Origin of the sequence: Halalkalibacter hemicellulosilyticusJCM 9152, from assembly GCF_000513115.1 — a bacterium.
GTDB classification, from domain to species: domain Bacteria; phylum Bacillota; class Bacilli; order Bacillales; family Bacillaceae_D; genus Halalkalibacter; species Halalkalibacter hemicellulosilyticus.
The window spans coordinates 1-25,627 of record NZ_BAUU01000042.1; the positions used below are offsets into that span (position 1 = coordinate 1).

Genomic DNA, 25,627 nt, shown 5'->3' on the forward strand with positions numbered 1-25,627 from the left:
TAAGTGCCAAATTTTAATTGAAAAAGGTAAGCTCATACAAGATCGTAAGCATTACGATACATTTCTGACACAGCTACTCTTAAAAATTATTAATATGTGTTTCAATTTAACAAGCAATAACTGTGTCAAATTACTTGACAGTCACATGGAATTTTCTCCTATATAATATTAGAATGACTATAACAAAAATTTATCATAATAGGAATTATTTACTTTTTTCATATAAAAATAAAAAATAAATTGACATATTTGTAAATTAATAATATGTTTTAATAACAGTTACCAAAAAATGTTCTACTAAATATTTATAGGGGGCTGCCTTGTTATGAGGATACTAGTATGATTAATTTGACATACAAGATTTTCCAATTAAAAGCTGGTCCACCATCACTTCAGAATTATATGTATATTATTATAGACAACATGACATCAGAGGCAGCAATTGTCGATCCTGGATGGGACCTAAACCTAATTAAAAAGTTTTTTGTTAAATTTCAAGTCAAACCCTCAATGATATTATTAACTCATTCACATTATGACCATGTAAACCTTGTGGATCCACTAGTAAAAGAGTATAATTCGTCAGTTTATATGTCGAGGGTAGAACGTGATTTTTACAATTTCAAGTCAGAAAATTTATATTCCTTTGAGGATTTGGATGTATTAAATTTAGGTGAAACCCCTATAAAATGTATAGTTACACCAGGTCATACTACTGGTAGTACGTGTTATTTACTTGAAGATGCACTTTTTACTGGTGACACAGTTTTTATAGAGGGCTGTGGGTTATGTGATAAATTTGGCGGCTCACCTGAAGAAATGTATGAAAGCTTCCAACGCTTAAAGGAAATTATTCTACCTCATGTAAAGGTATATCCTGGACATTCTTATAGAGAACATCCAGGTACTAGTTTTAGAGATTTAAGTAGGTTTAATATATATATATTAATAGAATCGAAAGAACATTTTGTTCGTTTTAGAATGAGAAGAACAAAAGTGTTTTCAGGTAGTGATTTAAACATGCTAGACCAATTTAGGTTTTATAATTGATTTAGGTAATGAATAGCGTTTAATTGTCTTGATGGATTAATAAATTGGATAAGGACAGGAGGCCTAGAACTAATGGCGGAATATTCAGAAGATTGCGATAAAAAAAAGTTGTACTAAGTGTAAGCACCTTGAACAAGAAAACAAGTACGAAAGTGATGATGAAAAAAAGTATGAATTTATAAACCTGCCTACCGATTTTAATAGAAAGTCACTAATAAAGTCTGGTGAAGCAAAAGTTACTGTAGAAGTTGACCCTATGTTAACCCGAAAGGTGTATCAATTTGCAAAGAGCAACGATACGGATAGCTTTATTATTTTGCTAACAACATTTAAATTATTATTATGCCATTATACGGCTCAAACCAACATTACTTTAGGAATGCTAGTGAAGAATAAAAACATTATTTATAAAACTGAAATGTTTGCTAAACCGATTATAGTTAAAACTCAAATAAATTTAAATCGTACATTCACAGACCAATTAAGTGAAATCAAGGATGGACTATTCACTCTTATAGAAGAGGAGAGTACGTCTAAAAATAAAGAGTTTAATTTATGTAGTGGCAATAATACAAATCTTTATAATGTTATGTTTGAATCAAATGATGACCTTTCAGGAGAAGAAATAGAACATAACACTGATGCTCTTCATAACATAGATTTGAAACTAAATTCATCTGAAGGTGAAACCATTCGAGTTTCGATAGAATATAAAACAAATCTATTCAAAGAAGATACTATACAGAGGTTTGCTCAACATTTTAAAAATTTGCTACAAGAAATGATTCGAAGTCCAAAAGTCCCCTTAAAACATGTATGTTTTTTATCTAAATACGAGAAGAAACAAATTTTAAAAGTATTTAATGATAATTATACAAATTACCCCAAGAATAAAACCATTCATGAAATATTTGAAAATCAAGTTCAGAATTCTCCTGATAAAGTTGCTGTCACATTCAATGGTTTAAGTTATACCTACAAACAATTAAACGAACGATCTAATGAAATTGCTTATGCCCTAAGGAATGAAGGAATTAAAACTAATCAAATAGTTGGATTAATGTTAGATAGTCCACTAGATATGGTAATAAGTATGTTAGGTGTACTAAAGGCGGGAGGGGTCTATCTTCCTATTGATATGGCCTATCCAGTTAACAGAATAGAGTTTATAGCGGAGAATAGTGGTGCTCAGTATTTATTGGCAAAGCAACAAATATTCAAAACACTTTACTTTAAAGGCACACTAATCGATCTAGATAGGATCAATAATAGTCAGGTGCCTTTAAAGAATTTAAAAACGGATCATATCAGCTCTAGTGACTTAGCATATGTTATGTATACATCTGGGACTACTGGTAGACCAAAAGGTGTATGTATAAGCCACCGTAATGTTATTAGACTAGTTAAAAATACTAATTATATTCGTTTGAATTCAGATGTTAATATTCTACAAACGGGAGCTTTTGGGTTCGATGCAACTACTTTTGAGGTTTGGGGAGCACTGCTAAATGGTGGTACTTTAAACTTAATTGATAAACCAACCTTATTGGATATCAATTTATTAAAACAGAAACTTAAAGAAACAAGATCAGATACTATGTGGCTTACATCTCCATTATTTAATCAATTAGTAGATAAAGACTATACTCTATTTGCCCCATTAAATAATTTGCTTGTGGGTGGGGACGAGTTATCGACAAAACATATAAATTTGATTAAGACTAACTATCCTCAAATGAAAATTATAAATGGTTACGGGCCTACTGAGAATACTACTTTTTCCACTACGTATGAAGTTGATAGGATTTTTGAAGATAAAATACCTATCGGAAAGCCGATATCTAATACTAGTGCTTATATCTTAAATCAATATAAACAAATTCAGCCAATTGGAGTAATAGGTGAACTATATTTAGGTGGAGATGGAATATCACGTGGCTATTTAAATAATCCCAAATTGACAAATGAGAAGTTTATAGAAAATCCATTCAATAAAAACGAAAAGTTATATAGGACAGGTGACTTAGCTAAATGGCGTAGTGATGGGAATATTGAATTTTGTGGAAGAATTGACCACCAAGTTAAAATACGAGGGTTTCGAATAGAACTAAATGAAATCGAGACTGTATTGTTGTCTCACAAGGAAATTATTAAAGGTTATATAACTGTCAAAGAACACCCAAAGAATAGAGAAAAACAACTTTGTGCTTACTATGAAACTATTAATAACAGAAGACTAGATGAGGCAGATTTAAGGAAGTTTATTAATAATTTTTTACCAAGTTATATGATCCCTAAATATATGATTAAATTAGATCATTTTCCTTTAAATGCAAATGGAAAAATAGATTTAAATGCCTTACCTGAACCAGAATACTATGTTCCTATGGAAAATGAAAGCTATCCAAAGTTTAGTAAGAAAACAGAAGAAAAGTTGTTAACTATATGGGAACAAGTTCTGGAAATCCCTAATATTAATTTAAACGAACATTTCTATGACTTAGGTGGAGATTCCTTAACTGCTACTAATTTGCATGCTCGAATACAAAAGGAATTTGGAATTGAATTCCCATTATCGGAGATATTAATAAACCCTAGTATAGAAAGTCTTGCTAAGAAATTAAAAGAAAAAAGTACAAATACATTAATACCCATTCCATTAACTAATGAAAAAGATTATTATCCAATGTCTCCTCAGCAAAGCAGAATGTATATGCAACAAGAAATGCATCCAAATTTAACCAACTACAATGTTAAAATGATTATTGATGTAAAAAGTGAAATTAACGTCAGTCGATTAGAAAACTCCTTGAAAGAATTAATTAATCGCCATGAATCATTAAGAACTTCATTTTTATATCAAGAAGGTAAGATTGTCCAAAAAATAAACAAAGAAGTTGAATTAGAAATAGAAACTTATGAAGGAGAAGGTTTAAACGGTATCCCGACTTCTAGACCATTTGATTTATCAGTGGCACCTTTGATAAGGGTTGGTTTAGTTAATCAAAATAATATCCAAAAAATCATACTGGAATTTCACCATATTATTGTAGATGGGATATCAGTAAAAATACTCTTGCAGGAATTAGAAGAATTATATGAGGGCAAGGAACTTCCATCGGTCCAATTACAATATAAAGATTATTCCGAATGGTTGAATAATGATCGTTCACATAAGATTATAGAAAGTCAATCTGGGTACTGGTTAGAGACTTTTAAGGAAGATGTCCAAACACTAAATTTGCCTACAGATCGTAAAAAAAATAATGATGATTTATCCAGCGCTACATACAATTTTAGCATTGGTACTAAGCAAACATCATTAGTACGTGATTTAGCAAATCAAGAAGATGCAACGCTTTTTCAGGTCCTACTGACTATATATAACATCTTCTTAATGAAAATTACAAATCAAGAAGATATTACAGTTGGTACTCCAGTGTCCGGCAGGAATTATCCAGGACTAGAAAAGACCGTAGGAATGTTTGTAAATACATTATGTTTACGCAATTATCCACAACAGAATTTAAAGTTTAGTGATTTTTTAAATCAAGTTAAAGAGAGAATGGTAAGTGCTTTTGATAATCAAGATTATCCATTTGAGAGTTTAGTTCAACATGTTGTCAATGAACGTAAGTATAATGAAAATCCACTCTTTAACACAATGATTGCACTGCAAAGTTTTAGACTACATAATATGAAATTTATGGATGGTAATGTGAATATTTCTACTGAGCATAATCAATATGCAATGTTTGATTTGAATATGCAAATTTATGTCGAGGAGGATCATTTATTAGTTGATTGGGAGTATTTAAAAGATATATTTACTCTCGAAACTATGAAACAATTTGAAAGCTACTTTACTGTAATTCTAGAAATTGTAACTGTGGATCCTAATATTTTAATAGGTGAGATTAATATTCTTAATCCTAAGGAAATAAAGAAGAAGCAGGTGCCACAAATTAATTTACCTTTCTAATTTATTTCATATAGGTCTATCGCTGAGGAGTGAGAACGTTGAATAGAATAAATCATGTAAAAAGTAACCGAAAAGTTTTGGCTAATCTACAGGTAAGAGAAGGTGAATATTGGAAAGGGGAATTAAAAGATATAAATGAAGTTGCTTCTTTCCCGACTGATTTTATTATGGAAAAAGGAGAACTAACAAACCTCTCCTATAATTATACATTACCCAATGATAGATCAAGTGAATTAAAGAACATAAGTAAAGACAATTATCATACTTTGAATATTTTACTTGTTTCAACTGTTTTAGTACTTATATATAAGTATACAGGTTCAAAAGACATTATAGTAAGGCTACCAATACTTAAAGAACATCAAGAAAACGCCGTTAATGATGAATTTTTATTGCGTAATAAAATAAACCATCAAATGACATTTAAAGAGTTATTAGTACAGGTCAGACAAACAGTATTGGATGCATTAGAACATCAAATGTTCCCATTAGACGTTCTTTATGAAGAACTCAATCTGATAAATGCGGTTAAAGGGAGTATTCATCATGGTGTGTTAATACAACTTGATAATATCCATGTAAATTCTAATATAGGAAATAATAACTTTTCTTTTTCTTTCAACTTGGATAGTGATGGTATTAATTTGAAGGTGAACTACAATTCAAACTTATATAAAGAGACTACTGTTACTAGAATATTAAGCCATTATAACAAGATTTTAGATCAGGTGATGAATAATCTAAATATTAAATTACATGAGATAGATATATTAACTTTACAAGATATTGAATGGATTGAGCATTACAATAGTAATGAGTTGAGTTTAAAACAAGATAATATTATGAGTATTTTTGAAGAAATGGTTGCTAAAAACCCCGATAAAAAAGCAATAGTCTACGGTGATCAAACTTTAACTTATAGAGAGCTACTAAAAAAGGTAAATAGTCTAGCTAGAACTTTACGAGAAAAAGGTATTAACCGAGATCATAAGGTAGCTATTATAGCAGAGCGTTCTATTGAAATGATTATAGGAATTTTTTCTGTTCTTAAGGCAGGAGGAGCTTATATACCTATTAATCCTAACTATCCTAAAACAAGGGTTAATTATTTTCTTGAGGATAGCCAAGCGAATTTGGTGCTCCTACAATCAAAGTATAAAGATAGGCTCAGTAATGATAAATACAATACATTACTATTAGATGACAAGTCTAACTATTCTACAGACGAAAGTAGCTTGAGTAACATAAATACTAAGAATGACTTAGCGTATATTATATATACTTCTGGATCGACAGGAAAACCTAAAGGTGTAATGGTAGAGCATCGAAATTTGATTCATATTCTTAATGTATTGCAGGAAAAGTATCCAATTGAAGATAGCGATTGTTATCTATTTAAAACTCCATATACATTTGATGTTTCTATTAGTGAACTTTTTGGGTGGATTTTAGGGAGAGGACACTTAGTTATATTAGAGCCAGATTTAGAGAAGGATCCTGATAGACTTGTAAAAGTTTTGGACGACTCGAATATAACACACGTAAATTTTGTGCCAGCCTTATTAAATACGTTCACACAACAACTTGAGGAAAATAACAACAAGGGATTTAAGTCATTAAAATATCTAATGGTAGCTGGAGAGGAGTTCCCAAAAAAAGTAGCTCAAAGATTAAGGGGAATCCTTAAAGAGGTGTGCTTAGAAAACTTGTATGGGCCAACAGAATGTACAGTTTACGCAACGAATTATACGGTTACTGGTGATCGTATTTATTCAAGTATACCTATTGGAACTCCTTTACCAAATGTTCAAGTTTACGTTGTAGATGAGCATTTGAACCATCAGCCAATCGGAGTTAAAGGAGAATTATGTATAGCTGGAAGAGGAGTTACTAGAGGTTATCTAAATCGTGAAGAATTAAACAAACAGCACTTTGTTCATTGCCCATGGCAGCCAGAAATGAAAATGTATAGAACTGGCGATTTAGTGATTTTACGGGAAGATGGTCAAATCGAATATTTAGGGCGCAAGGATAATCAAGTGAAAATTCGTGGCTATCGAATAGAACTAGGAGAAATTGAACGAACTTTATTGGAACATTATTCTGTTCAAGAGGCGCTTTCTATTACTCGTGAAAGTAAAAGTAGAGATAAAAGTATTGTTACTTATGTTGTTTTGAGATCTAATGATAGCTTGGAACCAAAGGATTTAATCAATTATTTACAAGGGAAACTTCCAGAATATATGGTTCCATCAGCTTGTATAATATTAGATTCTTTCCCTCTAAATCAAAACGGTAAAATCAACCGAGATGCATTACCATTACCAACTATAGTGAACTATTCAAAAACTGATTATGTTGCCCCTAGAGATGAAATTGAACAGATCATTACTCAAGTTTGGTGTGATGTTCTCGAAGTAGAGCAAATAGGAATAAATGAAGATTTCTTTAATATTGGTGGACATTCTTTATTAGCAACAATGGTTATTCATCGTTTACGAACAATTCTAGATTTAAACCTTTCCATGCAAATATTGTATGAACAACGCAGTATAGCAAAATTAGCTGATAGTATAAGAAAAAGTAAAGATTTAACTCATGTTAAACCCAAACAAAAAATCCCTAAAATTTCACGAACTGAATATCGAATGAACTAATTATATTATTATTTAGTCTAAGAAAGGAGTAGATTAATGAATAATTTATCAGAAGAAAAAAAATTAGACGAGACATACTTATTTGAAGCATCTTATGCCCAAAAAAGGATTTGGTTAACTGATCAGCTCCTTAATGACAAATTTGTTTATAATATGCCTACTGCTTTAAGGATTCAGGGTAATATAAATCTTGATGCACTTAATCAGGCATTCGAATGTGTCATACATAGGCATGATACTCTTCGCACTACTTTTATGTATAGTGAAGAGCAATTAATGCAACAAGTTCATAATAAAATTGATTGGGCTATTAATAGTGAAGATATGACAACTTTAAATCATGATGTAGCCTGGGAAAGTGCATTAGAAATAGCAAAAGAAGAAGCAGAATTCTCCTTCGACCTAAGCAGAGGTCCGCTATTTAGAGTTAAGCTAATTAAGATAACTGTTGAAGAATTCCTACTAATTATTAATGTGCATCATATCATTTCTGATGGACTTTCGTTAGAGGTATTAAGAAAAGAATTATCTTTATTTTATAATGCCTACTTAAATGGAAGAAGAAATGAAATTGAAGAGTTACCCATACAATATGTAGATTTTACATACTTTCAAAAAGATTGGTTAGATAGTGAAGAATATATTTCACAAATCAATTATTGGAAACAGAAACTTTCTGGCGAACTGCCAATACTTCAGTTGTTTAAAGACTCATTTATTAAGGACATATCAAATAAGGGTAGCATATACAAATTTAAGGTAAATAGTCATATAAGTTCTGCAATAAAGCGATTAAGTATAAAAGAAGGTACAACTAATTTCATGACATTATTTGCTGCATATAATGTATGGTTGTATCGTTATTCTAATCAGAAGGATTTGATAGTCGGGGTTCCGGTTTCTGGACGTCAATGGGAAGAAGTTCAAGATTTAATTGGTTTTTTTATTAATAATCTTGCTATTAGAACTCAAGTTGAAGATAATATTTCATTTCTACAATTCTTACAAGATGTAAAAAAGAATATTATCGAAGCATTGGCTAACCAAGATGTCCCATTTGAAAAAATAGTAGAGGTCGTACAACCAGAGCGAGACGTTAACGTGTCTCCTATCTTTCAAAATATGTTTTCACTACGAGTACCTAGTACTGATTACGAATTAGAGGAACTAAAGACTAGTGAGATTGAAATAGAACGGTTTTCTGCAAAATATGACATACTTTTAGAAATGTCAGAATCAGAGGAATGCTTTGAAGGGTCAATTGAGTATAGAACAGATCTTTTTAATGAAGACACGATCAAAAATATGGTAAGTCATTTTATAAATATATTAGAAGGTATTACTGTTTGCCCAGATAAAAGCATTTCTCAATTACCAATGCTTAATAAAGATGAAATTCAGAAACAGTTAGTAGAATTTAATCAAACAAATGATGATTATCACTATATAAGTGTCCATAAAGCTATTGAAAATTGGGCAGCATATAGGCCTGAAGACACTGCTATCATCTACGGAAATGAAACTTACTCATATAATATTTTAAACAGTAAAGCTAATCAATTAGCTCATTATTTACAATCTCTAGGTGTAACTAATGATTCATTAGTTGGAATTTGTTTAGGAACTTCGCCACAGTTAATCATAACATTGCTTGCTATTCAGAAAGCAGGGGGGGCTTATGTTCCAATTGATCCTGTCTTGCCTCAAGAAAGGCAAAATTATATTGTAGAACACTCGGATATTAAGGTTTTAATTACAGATAATGATCGTATGCATAATTCCAAATTAAGAGGAGCCTTGGAAATTGTAAATTTGAATTATATGTCAAAGAAAATTGCGAATGAATCGAAAGAAAACTTAGAACTAGAAATAGATCATATGTGTCGGATGTATGTAATATTCACTTCAGGTTCTACAGGTAAACCAAAGGGTGTCAATGTTTATAAAAAGGGTTTTGAAAACCTTATGCAATGGTACATCGGTGAATTTCACATGTCTGAACTGGATAAGATGCTGCTAACTACATCACCTAGTTTTGATATGACGCAAAAAAGTATTTATGCGCCTTTAATGACTGGTGGGAAGTTGGTCTTATTAAAGTCTGAATTTTATGATGCTACTGAAATATCTAATATCATTGATAAACAAAAAATTACCTTAATAAGTTTGACACCAAGTGCATTTTATCCTGTATTAGAAGAAACTGAAAAATTAAATTTTTCGAAATTGTCTACTTTACGTCATGTATTTCTAGGAGGAGAACCGATATTAGCCAATCGGTTAGTGGAGTGGTCAGTATCTAGTAATTTTAATGCAGTGATTGTAAACACTTATGGTCCAACCGAATGTACAGATATAACCGTATTTAAGCGATTATCAGATTTACATGAATATGTAGATAAACCAATGCCTATTGGTCGTCCAGTCCCTAATAATAAGACGTATGTTCTTAATAGTGGATTGGGGCTAGTCCCATTAGGTATTGCGGGCGAGTTATGTATTGCAGGTGTACAAGTTAGTGGAGGTTATATTGGGAATAAAGAGGTTACAAAGGAGAAGTTTGTTGAAAACCCTTATGGAGATGAGAATTCGTCAACTTTGTATAGAACAGGTGATATTGTAAGATATTTGCCAGATGGAACAATACAATATTTAGGGCGTTCAGACCATCAAGTGAAAATTAGAGGGTTTCGTATAGAAATAAGAGAGATAGAGGTAGCTCTAAGAAGTAATTCCCGAGTCTCAGATGCCGTAGTCATGGTAAGTGAAACTCAATCTGGAGATAAGAGATTAGTGGCTTATTATGTTCCTAAAGAAGACTTAAGAAAAAATGAAGAAGCATGCTCAATTGAACTGAGAAATGAACTTTTAGAAATATTACCTGATTACATGATCCCGTCAATTTTTATTCGTATTGATGAAATCCCTTTATCAACTAATGGAAAGATAGAGAGAAAGGCTTTACCTAGTCCAGACTGGGCTAGCTCAAATACTCTGTCTTACACAGAACCTCGAACAGAACTAGAAAAAGAATTTGTCACGATTTGGGAAGATCTACTGAGTTTAAGTCGAGTGGGAGTAAATGATAACTTTTTTGAAATTGGTGGTCATTCATTATTAGCAACACAATTAGTTTCTAGGTTGAACTCAAAGATAGGTATAAATATGACCATTCGTGATTTGTTTGAAAATCCAACAATTGCTCAACTCGCTAAACTTTCTATTCTTTTACAAAATGAAGTTAAGCACGGAGGAGTTATTAAACCAACCCTTTATAAAAAAGAAATTCCATTATCATTTTCACAGAAAAGAATATGGTTCTTGAATCAACTTAATCCAGAGAATGTAGCCTATAATTTGAATGCCTGTTACATAATAGATGGAGCAGTAGATAAGGATGTATTGGAAAGATCCTTCAATCAGATTGTGGAGAGACACGAAATTCTTAGAACTACATTCAAAGATTCTAACGGACCAGTGCAAGTCATTTCACCTAAATTATATTTACCTATAAATTTAAAGGATATTAGCCGACTGCAAGAACACACAAAACAGTCTGAAATAGAGAAGGTCATTACAAGTCAAACAAATAGACCTTTTGATTTAGAAAATGGACCGCTTATAAATATGAGTTTGCTAAGGTTAAGTGAGAAAAAGTTTATCTTAGTATTATCAATGCATCATATAATCTTTGATGGATGGTCAATAAGTGTATTGATGAAAGAATTAGGGGATATTTACACTTCTTCGCTTAAAGGAATTAATTCGAGATTGCCGAAATTGGAAATCCAATACGCAGATTATTCATTGTGGCAGAAAACTAATGAGGTTAATAGCCCCCAAAATTATGTGCAGCTCAAAAATTATTGGATAGAACAATTAAGTGGCGAACTCCCGATATTAGAGCTCCCTACAGAAGTTTCAAGAAATAAAAATGAGCAAACATATGATGGAGAGAAAATAACAAATCGAATAAATACTAATACAGTTAGAAAAATAAAAGAGTTTAGTCGTAATAAAAATATCACTGAATTTATGATGTATTTTGCAGTATTTAGTGTTTTATTGAGTAGATTAAGCAAACAAAATGACATAATCATTGGGGCTCCAATTGCAGGGAGAAATCATTATGAAACTGAACCATTAATTGGTTGTTTTATTAACACATTAGCGTTGCGCATAAATGTTTCTGAAGATTACTCTTTTGATTCTTTCTTAAAGCAAGTGCGTAAAATATGTTTGGACGCTTATGCACATCAAGAAATGCCCTTTGAAAAAATTGTAGAAATTATTCAGCCTGATCGTAATATAAATCGAAATCCTATTTTTGACGTAATGATTAATCTCGTTAATACGCCAAACAGCGATTTTCAATGGGATAACCTTCACTTGTCTCCAATGGATATAAAGGAACAAGAATCCAAGTTTGGGCTTACATTATATATACATGAGATGAATAATGAGATTGACTTTGAGTTTGTTTACCAAAAATCACTGTATACTTCGAAAATGATAGAAGAGCTCTCAAATCAATATACAACATTATTAGAGCAAATATTAAAGGACAGTTCCCTTTCTATAAGTGAGTATTCATTAGTTACAAATAACAGTAAGCATTATTTGCCAAACCCAATAGAAAAGATTGAAGAAGCTTCTTATCCAACTGTTCCAGAGTTATTTAATACCATTACATTAAATAACCCTAACACTGTGGCAGTAAGGCATCGCGGAATTCAAACAACATATTATGAATTAGCGGATAAAGCTTATAAGATTGCGACTGTTCTTCAGAAAGAGGGATTGGAAAAAGGTGAAGTAATAGCGATATATGGAAAAAGAAGTGTCGGTATTATTGCCAGCATGTTAGGCGTATTAATTGCGGGAGGAACGATATTTACTATTGATAAGAACATATCATTAGACAGAAGAAAAGACGTTATTCACTTATCTAAGGTTAATAAACTTATTTTTGTTAGTGAGGATCATGGACATGAGGATTCTATTTTAACATGTATGAATTGGGCAAGAGTGTTAAAAATTCATTCTATAGATGGTAGATTTATAAATTATTCTAATCAGGCAATTAATCCAAGTTTTTCTGAAATGAAAAAACCGGAACCGAAAGACCCTGCTTATTTATTCTTTACATCTGGAACAACAGGAAGACCTAAAGGGGTTATTGGCAAACATAGTGGACTAGCACATTTTCTTCAATGGCAAAAGAGAAAATTTGATATCGGTTTCGGTGATCGAGAAGCTCAGTTAACTAGTCTATCTTTTGATGTTGTATTAAGAGATATTTTACTTCCCTTAGTTAGTGGGGCAACAGTCTGCCTCCCTGATATGGAGGAGGATTTATCTGCTAGTAATGTATTAGCTTGGATGGAAAATGAAGAGATAACGTATTTTCACTCTGTGCCTAGTCTAGTTAATACGTGGTTAGGTATTCAGGGTATCGAGCTTAATAAGCTACGCTATGTTTTCTTCGCAGGTGAGCCTTTGTCAAGTGATTTAGTTCAGTCCTGGAGGAAGGACTATGGAGATAAAACAAAAATTGTAAACCTTTATGGTCCTACAGAGACAACAATGGCCAAATGCTATTATGAGATTCCTGATAAAACAGGTCTAATGCCTGTATTACCAATAGGAAAGCCACTGCCTGAAACACAAATATTGATTCTAAATAATCAGCTTAAGCAGTGTGGTATTGGTGAATTAGGAGAAATATATATTCGAACCCCGTTTATAACATTAGGCTATTTAGACAATGAGAAAAATAATCAATTTATGGTAAATCCTTTTACTGGAAACCCGGACGATATCATTTATAAAACAGGAGATTTGGGATTGTATAGTAATGATGGAATATTAGAAATAAAAGGGAGTGGATGATCAAATAAAAATTCGTGGTATTCGTGTTGAACTTGGAGAAATAAAGTCTATTATAAGTAATCACCCTCATATACAAGAAGCTGTAATAACTGCTGTTTCAACAGATAACTACGAAAAAAAAATAATTGCGTACATTGTACCTAAGAGTAACCAATTAGATATTAAAGAATTACGAACATATACTCAGCAAAAAATGCCTTTATACATGGTGCCAGAGATATTTATGAAAATTAAATCGATACCCTTAAATTCAAACGGTAAGGTGGATCGTAACAGGTTACCTGAGCCAACTTCTGATGAAGTTAGGATTTCAGATGTGAATGTTCCTCCAACTAATATAACAGAAAGAAAAATCAAAGAGGTTTGGGTGGATATTTTAAAACAGGATAATATCAGTATAAATGACAACTTCTTCGATGTGGGAGGTCATTCATTATTAATCTTGCAAGTTAAGACAAAATTAGAGCTAGTATTTGAAAAGAAGATTGAATTAATGGATTTATTTCAATACCCTACGATTGCTACTTTATCTGCAAGAATTAACAACGCTGGATTAGATAATACTCCTTTTGAGAGTTTAAGAGCTAAGGGGAAAGATCGGAGGCGAGCTCTACAAGACCGACGTAAACGAAGAGAGAATTTAAATAAACAAAGATAACTATGAAAGGGGTATTAATCTGTGACGAGTACTTATGAAAATGGCTCAGAGATAGCAATTATTAGTATGAATGGTAAGTTTCCAGGAGCTTCAAATGTGGAGAGGTTTTGGGATAATTTAATGAATGGTAAGGAAAGTATTAGTTTTTTTAGTGATGAAGAACTATTAAAAGAAGGAATTGATCCTTCACAGCTCAACAATACAAATTATGTTAAAGCTGGAGCTTGTATAGATGATATTGAAATGTTTGATGCTTCCTTTTTTGGTTTTACACCTAGAGAAGCAGAAATTATGGATCCACAACAAAGGCTTTTTTTAGAATGTTGTTGGGAAGCGTTAGAGTTAGCAGGACATAATACAGAGAATTATCGAGGGCGTATTGGTGTATACGCAGGGGTATTTTCTAGTACGTATTTATTTAACTTGTATAATAACAGGGCTCTCTATAACTCAGTCGGGGAACTAAGCATTCGTCATGGAAATGAAAAGGATTATTTAGCAACAAGGGTGTCATATAAATTAAATCTTAAGGGACCGAGTGTAAATGTTCAAACTTCATGTTCCACATCTTTAGTTGCCGTTCATAACGCCATTCAAAGCCTATTAAGTGGTGAATCTGATATGGCACTTGCAGGAGGAGTTTCTATCGTTACTCCGCAAAAAGAAGGTTACATGTATCAGGAAGGTGGAATCTTATCCCCTGACGGACATTGTCGCCCATTTGACGCAAATGCCAAAGGGACAATTTTTGGGAATGGTATGGGAGTTGTAGTATTAAAAAGGTTAGAAGATGCTAGAAAGGATAGAGATAAGATTTTTGCTGTCATAAAGGGTAGTGCGATAAATAATGACGGTGCCGACAAAGTAGGATTTACTGCCCCTAGTGTTAATGGGCAAGCAGAAGTTATTGCAGATGCAATGGGGTTGGCGGATGTTGATCCACATACTGTCGGCATGGTTGAGGCTCATGGAACAGGCACACCACTTGGCGACCCTATAGAAATTACTGCAATATCAAAAGTGTATCGTGAGCAAACAGATGAAAAAGGCTATTGTGCCATTGGTTCAGTAAAGTCAAATATAGGTCACTTGGGAGTAGCATCAGGTGTAGCTGGATTAATTAAAACAGCTTTATCTCTATATCATAAAAAAATACCGCCTACTGTAAATTTCGAAGAAAGTAATCCTAATATCGATTTTGAGAATAGTCCTTTTTATGTGAATACAACTCTTAAAGACTGGTATGGAAATAAGGATTTCCCTCGACGTGCAGCTGTTAGTAACTTTGGTATGGGAGGAACTAACGCACATATTGTATTAGAGGAGTACAACCCTATGAAAGAAAACTTTAACCAAAAAACAGAGAAGGAACAGCTAATTGTCCTTTCAGCAAAAAGCGAGGAAGCTTTAGATGACTCCATTCAGCAGTTAAGGGAATATTTAAAGGCTAACGTAGTGGATTTAAATCATGTAGCTTACACTCTTCAAGTGGGGCGACGTGAATTTTCTCATCGTGCCACTGTTGTTGCTAAAACAGGTGAAGACGTTATTGAATTGTTTAAGAATAATAATAGAGTATATAGGGGAGTCAGCAGTAATAAAAGAAAAGTGGCCTATGTTTTTTCTGGACAAGGTTCACAATATGTCGAAATGGCAAAAGGCCTCTATGACAATCAGCCTGTATTCCGTAAGACTTTTGATTATTGTTGTGAGCAACTATTACCAATCATCAATGTTGATATTCGAAAACTATTATATTTTCCAAACCAAGAAGCTCTAGATTCTGAGGAGCTTATGCAGACTGAGATTGCACAGCCGGCTATATTTGCCTTAGAATATTCGCTCTCAAAAATGTTGGATTCCTTTGGGATAAGACCTCAAATCATGATGGGGCATAGTATTGGAGAGTATACTGCGGCATGTTTAGCGGGTGTATTTTCCTTAGAAGATGCGTTAAGTTTGGTAGCTATAAGAGGTAGATTAATGCAAGAAATGCCTTCGGGTAAAATGTTATCAGTAGCTCTCTCTGCTGAAAAAGCTAAAGTGCATTTATTTGGACAGCTTACAATTGCAGCTGAAAACACAGATAATTTGTGTGTAGTAGCTGGAACAGAGGAAGAGATAGCAATATTCCAAAAGAAGATGAATGACATAAAGGTTCAATCGAGATTGTTAGTAACGTCTCATGCTTTTCATTCAGCAATGATGGACCCTATTTTAGATACATTCACTCATGAAGTATCGAATATTCAATTGAATAAACCGAAAATACCGTATATCTCTAATTATACGGGAACATGGATTAAAGATGAGGAGGCTATGAGCCCATCATATTGGTCGAAACATTTAAGAAATACTGTCCGTTTTAAGCAAGGTATAGATACATTATTGGAAGACGATGTAATAATCTTTGAAGTCGGTCCTGGACAAACACTTACTGGTTTTATAAACCAACAAAAAGCTAAATTTAATTCTAAGTCTAATCCAATCCATTTAATAAGGCACCCAAAAAATTCTCAGAACGATATTAATGTATTATTAACTGCAATCGGACGCTTTTGGGTAGAGGGAGGAGCTATAAACTGGGACGAATTACATGACCTTAGTCAGGTTAGAAGGCTGCCACTTCCAACATACCCTTTCCAAAAAGAGAGGTTTTGGATTACAAAAGTAGTGTCCAATACAAATGATGTACATGAATCATCAAGTTGTATCGCTTTGAATATAAAATTTGATAAAGAAATAGAACATAATGAAACTATTGAGAAAGAAGTTGACATAACGACAAATCCTGAAACAAAGAGCACAGAAGAGCGCGTAGGGTTAATTTGGTCAGAATTATTCGGCATTGAGTCTATCGGTATTAACGATGATTTCTTTGAAATTGGCGGACACTCATTATTGGCGATTCAATTATTTAATCGCATTCAAGAAGAGTTTGATGTCGAACTACAGATAGAGGATATGTTTGATGAGCCTACAATATTAGGTCTAACCAAACAAGTGGAAAATGTATTAAGAAATCGAACAGGCACTGAAGAAAATATAGACGAGAACTCGATTGAAGATATTGAGGCAATTTTAAAGGAACTTGAAGATACAGCTAGATGATAGGGAGGAATGAATTTTGCAAGAATTAGTTGAAATTAAAGAAGTTAATCATATAGATAATAAGATTTTGAATGATCTGACTCACTTACTCATTGATGTTGTTAATGAGGGAGCATCAATTGGTTTTTTACCTCCTATAAGTGAGGGTGAAGCTGAAGCTTATTGGAAAGGTGTTTTAAAGCAAGGTATTATCTTATGGGTAGCTAAAATAAATGAAGAAGTATGTGGAGCTGTACAATTACATTTTACCGATAAGGAAAATGGTCTTCATAGAGCAGAAGTTGCTAAGCTGATGGTCAATTCAAATCATCGCAGAAAAGGTATTGGTAAAAAATTAATGAATGTTTTACATGAAAAAGCTAAATCGCATCGTATAAAACTATTAGTTCTTGATACTAGGTTAGGTGATCCCTCAAACAAGTTATATAAATCTATTGGATATTACAAAGTTGGAGAAATTCCAAAATATGCAAAATCTTCAACTGGAGAATTAGATGCAACTGTATTTTATTATAAAGAGCTCTAATAAATGACTAGAAGTACAAAATAAGATTGAGATAACGGAAGGGTGAAATGTATGGAGCGAAGTGCTACATTGCTTTCTGATTCTGAGAAGGGCAATAGTCCTCTTACTGTGGAGCAATATAGAGTATGGTTTTTGAGTCAGATGGAAAGAAATAGTACCCAATTTAATATTAACTTGGCTTACAAAATATTTGGTGACTTGGATTATACAATCTTGGAGAGTAGTTTAAATCTTATAGTTGAACGACATGATACTCTTAGGACTGTATTTCGTTCGAATGGTAATGAACCTGAACAGGTAGTAATGGAAGACCTTTGGATTCCCATTAATATAATTAAACCAAATATAGTCGAAATTGAAGATCAAGCCATTGAACTACAGGCTCTTGAACTATTAGAAAAAGAAATAGAAAAGCCATTCTCTTTAGAAAATGGTCCTCTTATTAATTTGACCATCTATGAGTTAAATTCTAATGAACGATTATTATTATTTAAAATACATCATATTATAGCAGATTTTCAATCTTTAGAAACGCTAATAAAGGAGCTTGGTTATAATTACAATTTAAAATTAAAAGGGGAAGAATATAATCTACCCGCTTAAAATTCAATATACAGACTATGTTCGTAAACAACAAGAAAATATAAAAAGTGGAGTTTATCAGAAACAATTGAATTATTGGAAAACAAAGCTAGAGGGAGAGCTTCCAATTCTTCGAATGCCACTGGACAAACCGCGAGGTGTTGCTTTGACCCAAAGTGGCAAGCGGATGCGTATAGTAATTCCGTCAAACCTTACCCTTCAATTGAAGAGTTTGAGTCGTAAGAGTGGAGTGACGATGTTTATAACGATGTTATCAGCATATTTGACATTGTTAAAAAAGTACTCTGGGCAAGACGATTTGTGTGTTGGAACCTCTGTGTCAACTAGAAGTAATTCGGATTTAGAAGAAATTATTGGGCTTCTAGCAAATAATATTGTTCTAAGGAGTAATTTGGAAGGTAATCCATCTTTCGGAGAATTGTTAAAGAGAACACGTAAAGTGGCCTTTGGAGCATTTGCAAATAAGGAAATACCTTATGAAAAATTAATTGAGGAATTACAAACAGATCGTGATATGAGTCACAATCCGTTCTTTCAAACTATGCTAACTTACTTAGTAGCAAATGATGAAGTAAAACAACCCTTTCAAGGGCTGACAATGGAACCTATTACTCTACAGAAAAAAGCAAGTACTTTAGAGTTGAGTTTTACTATAACTGAACAAAATGATGAATTAATATGTACGATGGATTACAATACGGATTTATATAATGACGACACAATCGTGCGTTTACTGGATAGTTTCGTGAATTTATTAAAGGTGTGCGCTGTTAATCCCGAAATTAAATTAGATGATATTTCTTTATTATCCAATGAAGAAGAAATTGAAATATTAGAGAACTTGAGTGGTAGAAATAATCTTATAAACCTTCCAGGTGAAAGTGTACATGAGCTGTTTTCTCAACAAGCTATTAAAACTCCAAATGCGGTTGCTGTTCGATCAACAGACGGACAATATACTTATAATGAGTTAGATGAATTGTCTAATAAATTTGCAAATTTTTTGCTTAATAATGGCATAGGTTCACATGGCTTTGTAGGGGTATGCATGGAACGATCATTGGAAATGTTTGTAGTAATTTTAGGGATTCTCAAGTCAGGTAATGCATATGTACCGATTGATCCTTCCTACCCTCAGGAACGAAAGTCTTATATGGTTAAAAGTTCAAAAGTTACAGTTCTAGTAACGTTTGATGGTACAGAATTTAAAAATCAAGAAAATCATGACTATTTCAATGTTAATATATGTAATATATGGAATGAAATTGTTTTGGAATCTAGTAAGTTAAATACAATAAGTACTGATTTATTGTATATTATTTATACTTCAGGCTCTACTGGTAAGCCGAAGGGCGTCATGGTATCACATAAAAGTGTTGTTAATCACTGTTTAAATATTATTCATATCTTTAAATTAGATCCTCAACAGAAAGTTCTTCAGTTTACATCAATAAGCTTTGATGTAGCCATCCAAGAGATATTTCCAACTCTTCTATCAGGAGCTACTTTAGTTTTATGGAAAGATAAGTACATTTCAGGAGGGAGAGATTTTTTACATTGGGTAAATGATGAAAAAATTTCAGTGCTAAATATGACCACTGCATATTGGACTAATCTTGTAATGGAGTTAAAAGCTAATCCATCTCTTCTACCTGCGAACTTAAAATTAATCATAGTGGGGGGAGAAAAGGTTTCAAGTGAAACATATTTGGATTGGAAAAAAATATCGAATGGTAAAGTGAGATGGATTAATGACTTTGGACTCACTGAAACGACCATCACAGCTACTATGTTTGAGCCAGATTTTGACTGGGAACCACTAAATGAAATTCCAATAGGTAGACCGTTGGCTAATGTTGAGGTCTATATATTAGATCATAATCAAAAGCCTGTACCTATAGGAGTTCACGGAGAATTATATGTTGGGGGCAAGGGATTAGCAGAAGGATATTATGGAAATCCAGATTTAACTAAAGCGTCCTTCATAAAGAATCCGGTGATTACCAGTGGTGGGAGTAAATTATATAAGACGGGCGATAAAGCAAGGTTTTTGCCAGATGGAAATATTGAGTTTATCGGTCGTTTAGATAGTCAAATTAAAATTAGGGGTTATCGAATAGAAGTTGGTGAGATAGAAGCGGCGATAAAACAGATTGAAAGCATATCTGAAGCAATAGTTATAGCATTTCAACAGAAGAATGGAAGTACACAGTTACTAGGTTATATAGTAGTAAATAATGATGATTTTGAAGTTGATTCATTAAGTGCTGCTTTAAAGAAAAAATTACCTAATTATATGATCCCGTTACATTTCATTAAAATTGAGAATGTACCATTAACAATTAATGGGAAAGTTGATGAAGAAAGATTACCGAAGCCTAAACTAGATGAATTAAGAGTGAATAGTTACATTCTTCCAAGAACGACAACTGAAAAATTAGCTGCGGGTATTTGGGAAAGTATTTTGGAAAGTACTAGTATAGGTATCTCAGATAACTTTTTTGAAATCGGGGGGAACTCTTTATTAGCAACCCAAATAATATATCGGGCCAATAATATTTTTGGTATCAATGTTCCACTTAAATCATTATTTGAATATCCAATATTAGAAGATTGGGCTAAAGAGATTGATCGTGTAAAGATAAACAGTCTTAAGAGCCATCAAGTAAAACGTTTTGAAAAGAGCATCGTAAGAATACAAAGTAAAGGGAACAACACTCCGATTTTCTTCGTACATCCAGTAGGCGGGACTGTAAGTTGTTATTTTTCATTAGCACATAATCTTGGTATAGAACAACCTTTTTATGCTTTTCAAGATTATGGTTTTGTTAATGAAGGCTTTGAACTAGATAGTATTGATTCAATGGTAGAGCATTACATCAAAGAAATCTTTGAAATACAACCTGCTGGACCTTATCGTATAGGAGGTTGGTCGATGGGCGGATTTATTGCTTATGAAATCGCCAAGAGGTTAAAAGAATCTGGGTATGAAGTTAGTCAGTTAATAATAATTGATAGTTATTTATCAAAAAAAGTAAATAGAAACAACGATTCTATTGTATATAATTTCATTAAACAATTGTCTGAACTTTCTGATAGGAAAATTGATGACTCCTTAATAAAGAATTTAATTAACTTAAGGGATTTAGATTTATATCAAGAGCTAATTAATGTTGGAATAGTTCCTCAAGGTACATCAATCGAAGATATTACCAGATTGTTTGTCGTATATAAAAGAACAGCAAATGCGTTCCATAACTATAATCCTTCTCAAAATGATAAATTAGATATTCCAAATACGCTTCTCTTTCGAGCAGATGATTCTCCTGAAAATGAAGGTATTTGGCAAAGGTTAGTGAAAAACTTATCCTTAAAAAATTTAAACGCTAATCATTTTACAATTGTCCATTCGCCTCTAATTGGAGCGATTGTAAATGAAGAGTATACGGCAAGAAAATAAATATTTTATATTACCAATATTAGTTTAAAGGAGAGTTACTATGATATTTATTTCTAAACTTGTTCTATATTTTTTATTATGGACTTTATGGTCCTATACGATACATGTAATTGCTCATATCCCCCATAAGAAGAATGTATTAAATAAAATTCATTTAGCTCATCATAGATATCACTATGAAGAATCTATGTGGCCACCATGGCATGATTTCTTTTTTTGGTTTGGTGGATGGAAGGAGACACTAGATGTTTGGATTACTTTTACAATCCCTATCATTGTATTGATATTCTTCGACCCTTTATATGGGGTGATATTACTAATATTTCATTATTTCTATGAAATATTTTTATCACGTAATGTTTTAGATCATAACCCAAATATTAAGTCAAAAATAACGAATTTGATTCCTATTGGAGTATTTCATATGAAGCACCATAAATATTATCAATGTAATTATTCATTCTATATTACATTGTGGGATTATTTATTTCGAACAAACGATAAAAAAATGATGGAAAGAAGAAGACAAAGAAAATTGCAAAAGAAGAAAACTGTTTAAAGTGGGGGGATTAGATGAAAAGTTTAGATGAAAGAATAGCGGCATTGAGCCTGAACAACGTGCAATATTAGAGAAACGCTTAAAAGAGAAAGAAAATTTAAAAGATGAATATATGACTAATGATAAATTAAATATTTCCAAAAGTCTTCAAGAAAAGGGAATGGATTTCTCGTTAATTTTCTTTTCAGGTGAGGGTGCTTCAAATAATAAAGATAAATACAAATTATTAATAGAGAGTGCTAAATTTGCAGACAGAAATGGTTTAAAAGCTGTTTGGACACCTGAACGACATTTTCAAGAAATTGGCGGATTATATCCAAATCCTTCAGTGCTAGCTGCTGCTTTGGCTACAGTTACTAAAAATATTGAACTTCGAGCGGGAAGTGTTGTTTTGCCTTTACATAACCCTTTGCGTGTAGCTGAAGAGTGGTCGGTGGTTGATAATCTTTCAAATGGTCGTGTTGCCATATCTGTTGCAACTGGTTGGCATCCTGCTGATTTTGTATTAAATCCAGAAAACTATGAAAATAGGAAAGAAATTATGTTAAATCATTTAGAGCAAATACGTCAATTATGGAGAGGGAATAAGGTGACGTATAGAGATATCACTGGTGAAGCAATTGATATTACCATGTTACCGCGGCCAATACAAAAGGAATTACCAATTTTTCTTACAGCTTCAGGTAATCCAGCTACTTGGGAGAAAGCAGGAGAGATGGGATTTAATATACTGTGCTCATTGTCCAATCATCCTGCAGATGGGTTGAAGGACAGGATAAAACTTTACCGTCGAAAGAGGGAAGAAAGTGGTTTTAATCCTGTTACTGGTAAGGTAGCTGTAATGTTGCATACTTACGTTGGAAAGGATGACAATAAAGTTAAAGAGTTAGTTCGAAAACCTTTATATAATTACTTGGATACTTTTCTAGAACAATATGACACCTTAAACCCTAACCGTGATGAGGAAATAGGTGGTATGTTGCATAGTAGTCGAGAAGATATTATTAAATTTGCATTTGAAAAATATTTTCAAATGAGTTCTCTGATGGGGTCTAAACAAAAATGTGCAGGAATGGTTGAAAGACTACATCAATTTGGAGTAAATGAAATTGCATGTCTACTTGATTATGGTTTAAGTAATAGTGAAATATTGGAAGGATTAGAAGGCCTAAAAGAGCTAAATGAGTTGTTTATGCCCCAAAAAAGCACATCCGAAGTTTAAATGTATTAGATGAGGCTGGGACATAACAAAAGTGTTGAACTGATAATTCGAACATTAAGAGTAGTGAATGAAATATACGTATACTCCTGCAGGATGAAAATGAGGGCACTGAAAAAAGTACAAATCGACTTTTTCAGTGCCCATGAGTAGCACGAGGAGGCTCACCAGCTTTCTGCGGAAAGCGGAGTATACTTCAGGAGAGATTCATGTGTTCATTGTGTATTTTTTCGGTTTCTCATTTATTAAAATACTTTTGTCTCAGCATCATCTAACAGGAATTGCACTTAATTATTAATTTAGAGGGTGATTTTATTAGTACTTTGCAAATGGAAAATAAACCGAAAACAACAACAGTTAATAATAAACGAAGTCTCTGGAAAAATAGAAATTTTATGATATTCTGGAGCGGCCAAACGTTGTCCTCCTTTGGCTCACAAATTACTTTAATGGCATTGCCTTTAATTGCATCCGTTACTTTAAATGCTAATCCACTTGAAATGGGGATTTTACGTACTGTAGAGTTTCTTCCTTTTCTATTATTTGGTCTTTTTGCTGGTGTCTGGGTGGATTACTTACCTAAACGTTTACTAATGGTTTTTATGGATATAAGTAGAGCCGCTATATTGTTAGTGATACCTTTCCTTTTTGTGATAGGTTCACTCAATATGCTATCTTTATGGATTGTAGCTTTTCTAACAGGCATTTGTACAACGTTTTATGCTATTTGCTATCAATCTTTTGTTCCTTACATTTTAGAGAAAGATGAATTGACTGATGGGAATTCTAAATTAGAGTTAAGTAGATCGGTATCTGAATCTTCAGGACCAGGATTAGCGGGAATGTTAGTTCAATTATTATCAGGTGCCTTTGCTATACTGGTAAATGCTGTTTCTTCGATAATTTCTGGTATAATGCTTCTCTTGTTGAAAGTAGATGAGCCTAAACAGGTAAAAAATAAGAAAGAAAACACTAGTGTGTGGAGAGATATAGGTGAAGGCTTAAAAATTGTATTTAAAAACAGGTACCTTTCTGCAATAGCTGGTTGTTCAGCAACTACAAATTTTTTTTTAAATGTAGTATTAGCTATTCTTGTACTCTATGCAACTAAAGATATTGGTCTTAGCCCGGCACTTATTGGATTATTAATGACTTTAAGCTCTCTTGGAGCAGTTATCAGTGCTTTTATAAGTAATACTGTTATTAATAAGTTTGGATTTGGTAAAGCTATTGTCTATTCTTCATTGTTTCAAGGAATAGGTGGGTTGTGTTTTTTGGGTGCTATTGGAAATGAATTTGTTGCATTTATGATGATGTGTTTTGCATTGTTTTTCATGACTTTTTTCATGACTATCTATAATGTTGCACAAGTTAGCCTGCGTCAAATGATTACTGAAAAAAGAGTTTTAGGTCGTATGAATGCCACTATGAGAACTCTTGTATGGGGGAGTATACCTCTTGGTGCTTTCACAGGTGGATTATTAGGGACATGGATCGGTTTATATCCGACAATAATTGTAGCTGCATGTGGAGGAATGCTCCCATTTTTATGGGTGTTATTTTCTCCTGTTAGAAAAGTTACTGACGGGAAAATCATAAATGAAATCTCATAGAAGTAATAGATTATATGCCTGACAAGGATAAAGTGGGATTGAGGTTCGCAATGGACCAGGTACTAGACTGCAATAGTTTCTGACTGGGAATTAGGCTGCTTGATATCATCACGATGCTTTAATAAGGCATCGCTTGCCTTGTTCTGCTAACAAAGCAGGTTAATGTAAAAAAAGAGAGATAAAATTCCATCTCTCTTTTTGCTTTCACTCTTAACCTTTTAAACGTAGAAATGACTATGGAAAATATTCTAAAAAAAGGTGCCGGTTATGGTACAAAAAAATGTTTGTATTTACTAA

At 32.8% G+C, this 25,627-nt stretch carries 12 protein-coding genes; all 12 read left to right on the forward strand.

The window, feature by feature from the left end:
- Positions 1–342 precede the first annotated feature (342 nt).
- The 12 genes from JCM9152_RS18935 to JCM9152_RS18980 all read left to right on the forward strand — a co-directional run bounded on the left by JCM9152_RS18935 (position 343) and on the right by JCM9152_RS18980 (position 25,330).
- Positions 343–1,050: an MBL fold metallo-hydrolase gene (locus JCM9152_RS18935; protein ID WP_439644218.1), complete on the forward strand. Its 708-nt coding sequence runs from the start codon at positions 343–345 to the stop codon at positions 1,048–1,050.
- 97 nt (positions 1,051–1,147) lie between these two features.
- The gene (locus JCM9152_RS18940) at positions 1,148–5,032 is read left to right on the forward strand and encodes a non-ribosomal peptide synthetase (protein WP_268870762.1); all 3,885 of its coding nucleotides are present in this window, start codon (positions 1,148–1,150) and stop codon (positions 5,030–5,032) included.
- Positions 5,033–5,070: 38 nt separating this feature from the next.
- Positions 5,071–7,689: a non-ribosomal peptide synthetase gene (locus JCM9152_RS18945; protein ID WP_052016178.1), complete on the forward strand. Its 2,619-nt coding sequence runs from the start codon at positions 5,071–5,073 to the stop codon at positions 7,687–7,689.
- Between the two features lie 36 nt (positions 7,690–7,725).
- Entirely contained in the window at positions 7,726–13,581 is a 5,856-nt protein-coding gene (locus tag JCM9152_RS18950) for a non-ribosomal peptide synthetase (protein ID WP_052016180.1), read from the forward strand.
- Positions 13,574–14,239 (forward strand): phosphopantetheine-binding protein, encoded by a 666-nt coding sequence (locus JCM9152_RS21605; protein WP_052016182.1) that lies wholly within the window; start codon positions 13,574–13,576, stop codon positions 14,237–14,239. The genes JCM9152_RS18950 and JCM9152_RS21605 overlap by 8 nt, the downstream gene beginning before the upstream one ends.
- Positions 14,240–14,260: 21 nt before the next feature.
- On the forward strand, positions 14,261–17,350 hold the full coding sequence (locus JCM9152_RS18955) for a type I polyketide synthase (protein WP_035346993.1): 3,090 nt from the start codon (positions 14,261–14,263) through the stop codon (positions 17,348–17,350).
- Between the two features lie 16 nt (positions 17,351–17,366).
- Complete coding sequence (locus tag JCM9152_RS18960; RefSeq protein ID WP_035346994.1) at positions 17,367–17,876, forward strand: GNAT family N-acetyltransferase; 510 nt, start codon at positions 17,367–17,369, stop codon at positions 17,874–17,876.
- 51 nt (positions 17,877–17,927) lie between these two features.
- Positions 17,928–18,479, forward strand: a complete 552-nt coding sequence (locus tag JCM9152_RS23805; RefSeq protein WP_268870761.1) for a condensation domain-containing protein — start codon at positions 17,928–17,930, stop codon at positions 18,477–18,479.
- A 40-nt stretch (positions 18,480–18,519) separates the two neighbouring features.
- Positions 18,520–21,939: a non-ribosomal peptide synthetase gene (locus JCM9152_RS23810; RefSeq protein ID WP_268870763.1), complete on the forward strand. Its 3,420-nt coding sequence runs from the start codon at positions 18,520–18,522 to the stop codon at positions 21,937–21,939.
- Between the two features lie 40 nt (positions 21,940–21,979).
- The gene (locus tag JCM9152_RS18970; RefSeq protein WP_035346995.1) at positions 21,980–22,498 is read left to right on the forward strand and encodes a sterol desaturase family protein; all 519 of its coding nucleotides are present in this window, start codon (positions 21,980–21,982) and stop codon (positions 22,496–22,498) included.
- Positions 22,499–22,610: 112 nt separating this feature from the next.
- The gene (locus JCM9152_RS18975) at positions 22,611–23,720 is read left to right on the forward strand and encodes a MupA/Atu3671 family FMN-dependent luciferase-like monooxygenase (RefSeq protein WP_081728135.1); all 1,110 of its coding nucleotides are present in this window, start codon (positions 22,611–22,613) and stop codon (positions 23,718–23,720) included.
- Between the two features lie 326 nt (positions 23,721–24,046).
- Positions 24,047–25,330 (forward strand): MFS transporter, encoded by a 1,284-nt coding sequence (locus JCM9152_RS18980; RefSeq protein ID WP_035346996.1) that lies wholly within the window; start codon positions 24,047–24,049, stop codon positions 25,328–25,330.
- Positions 25,331–25,627: the final 297 nt, after the last annotated feature.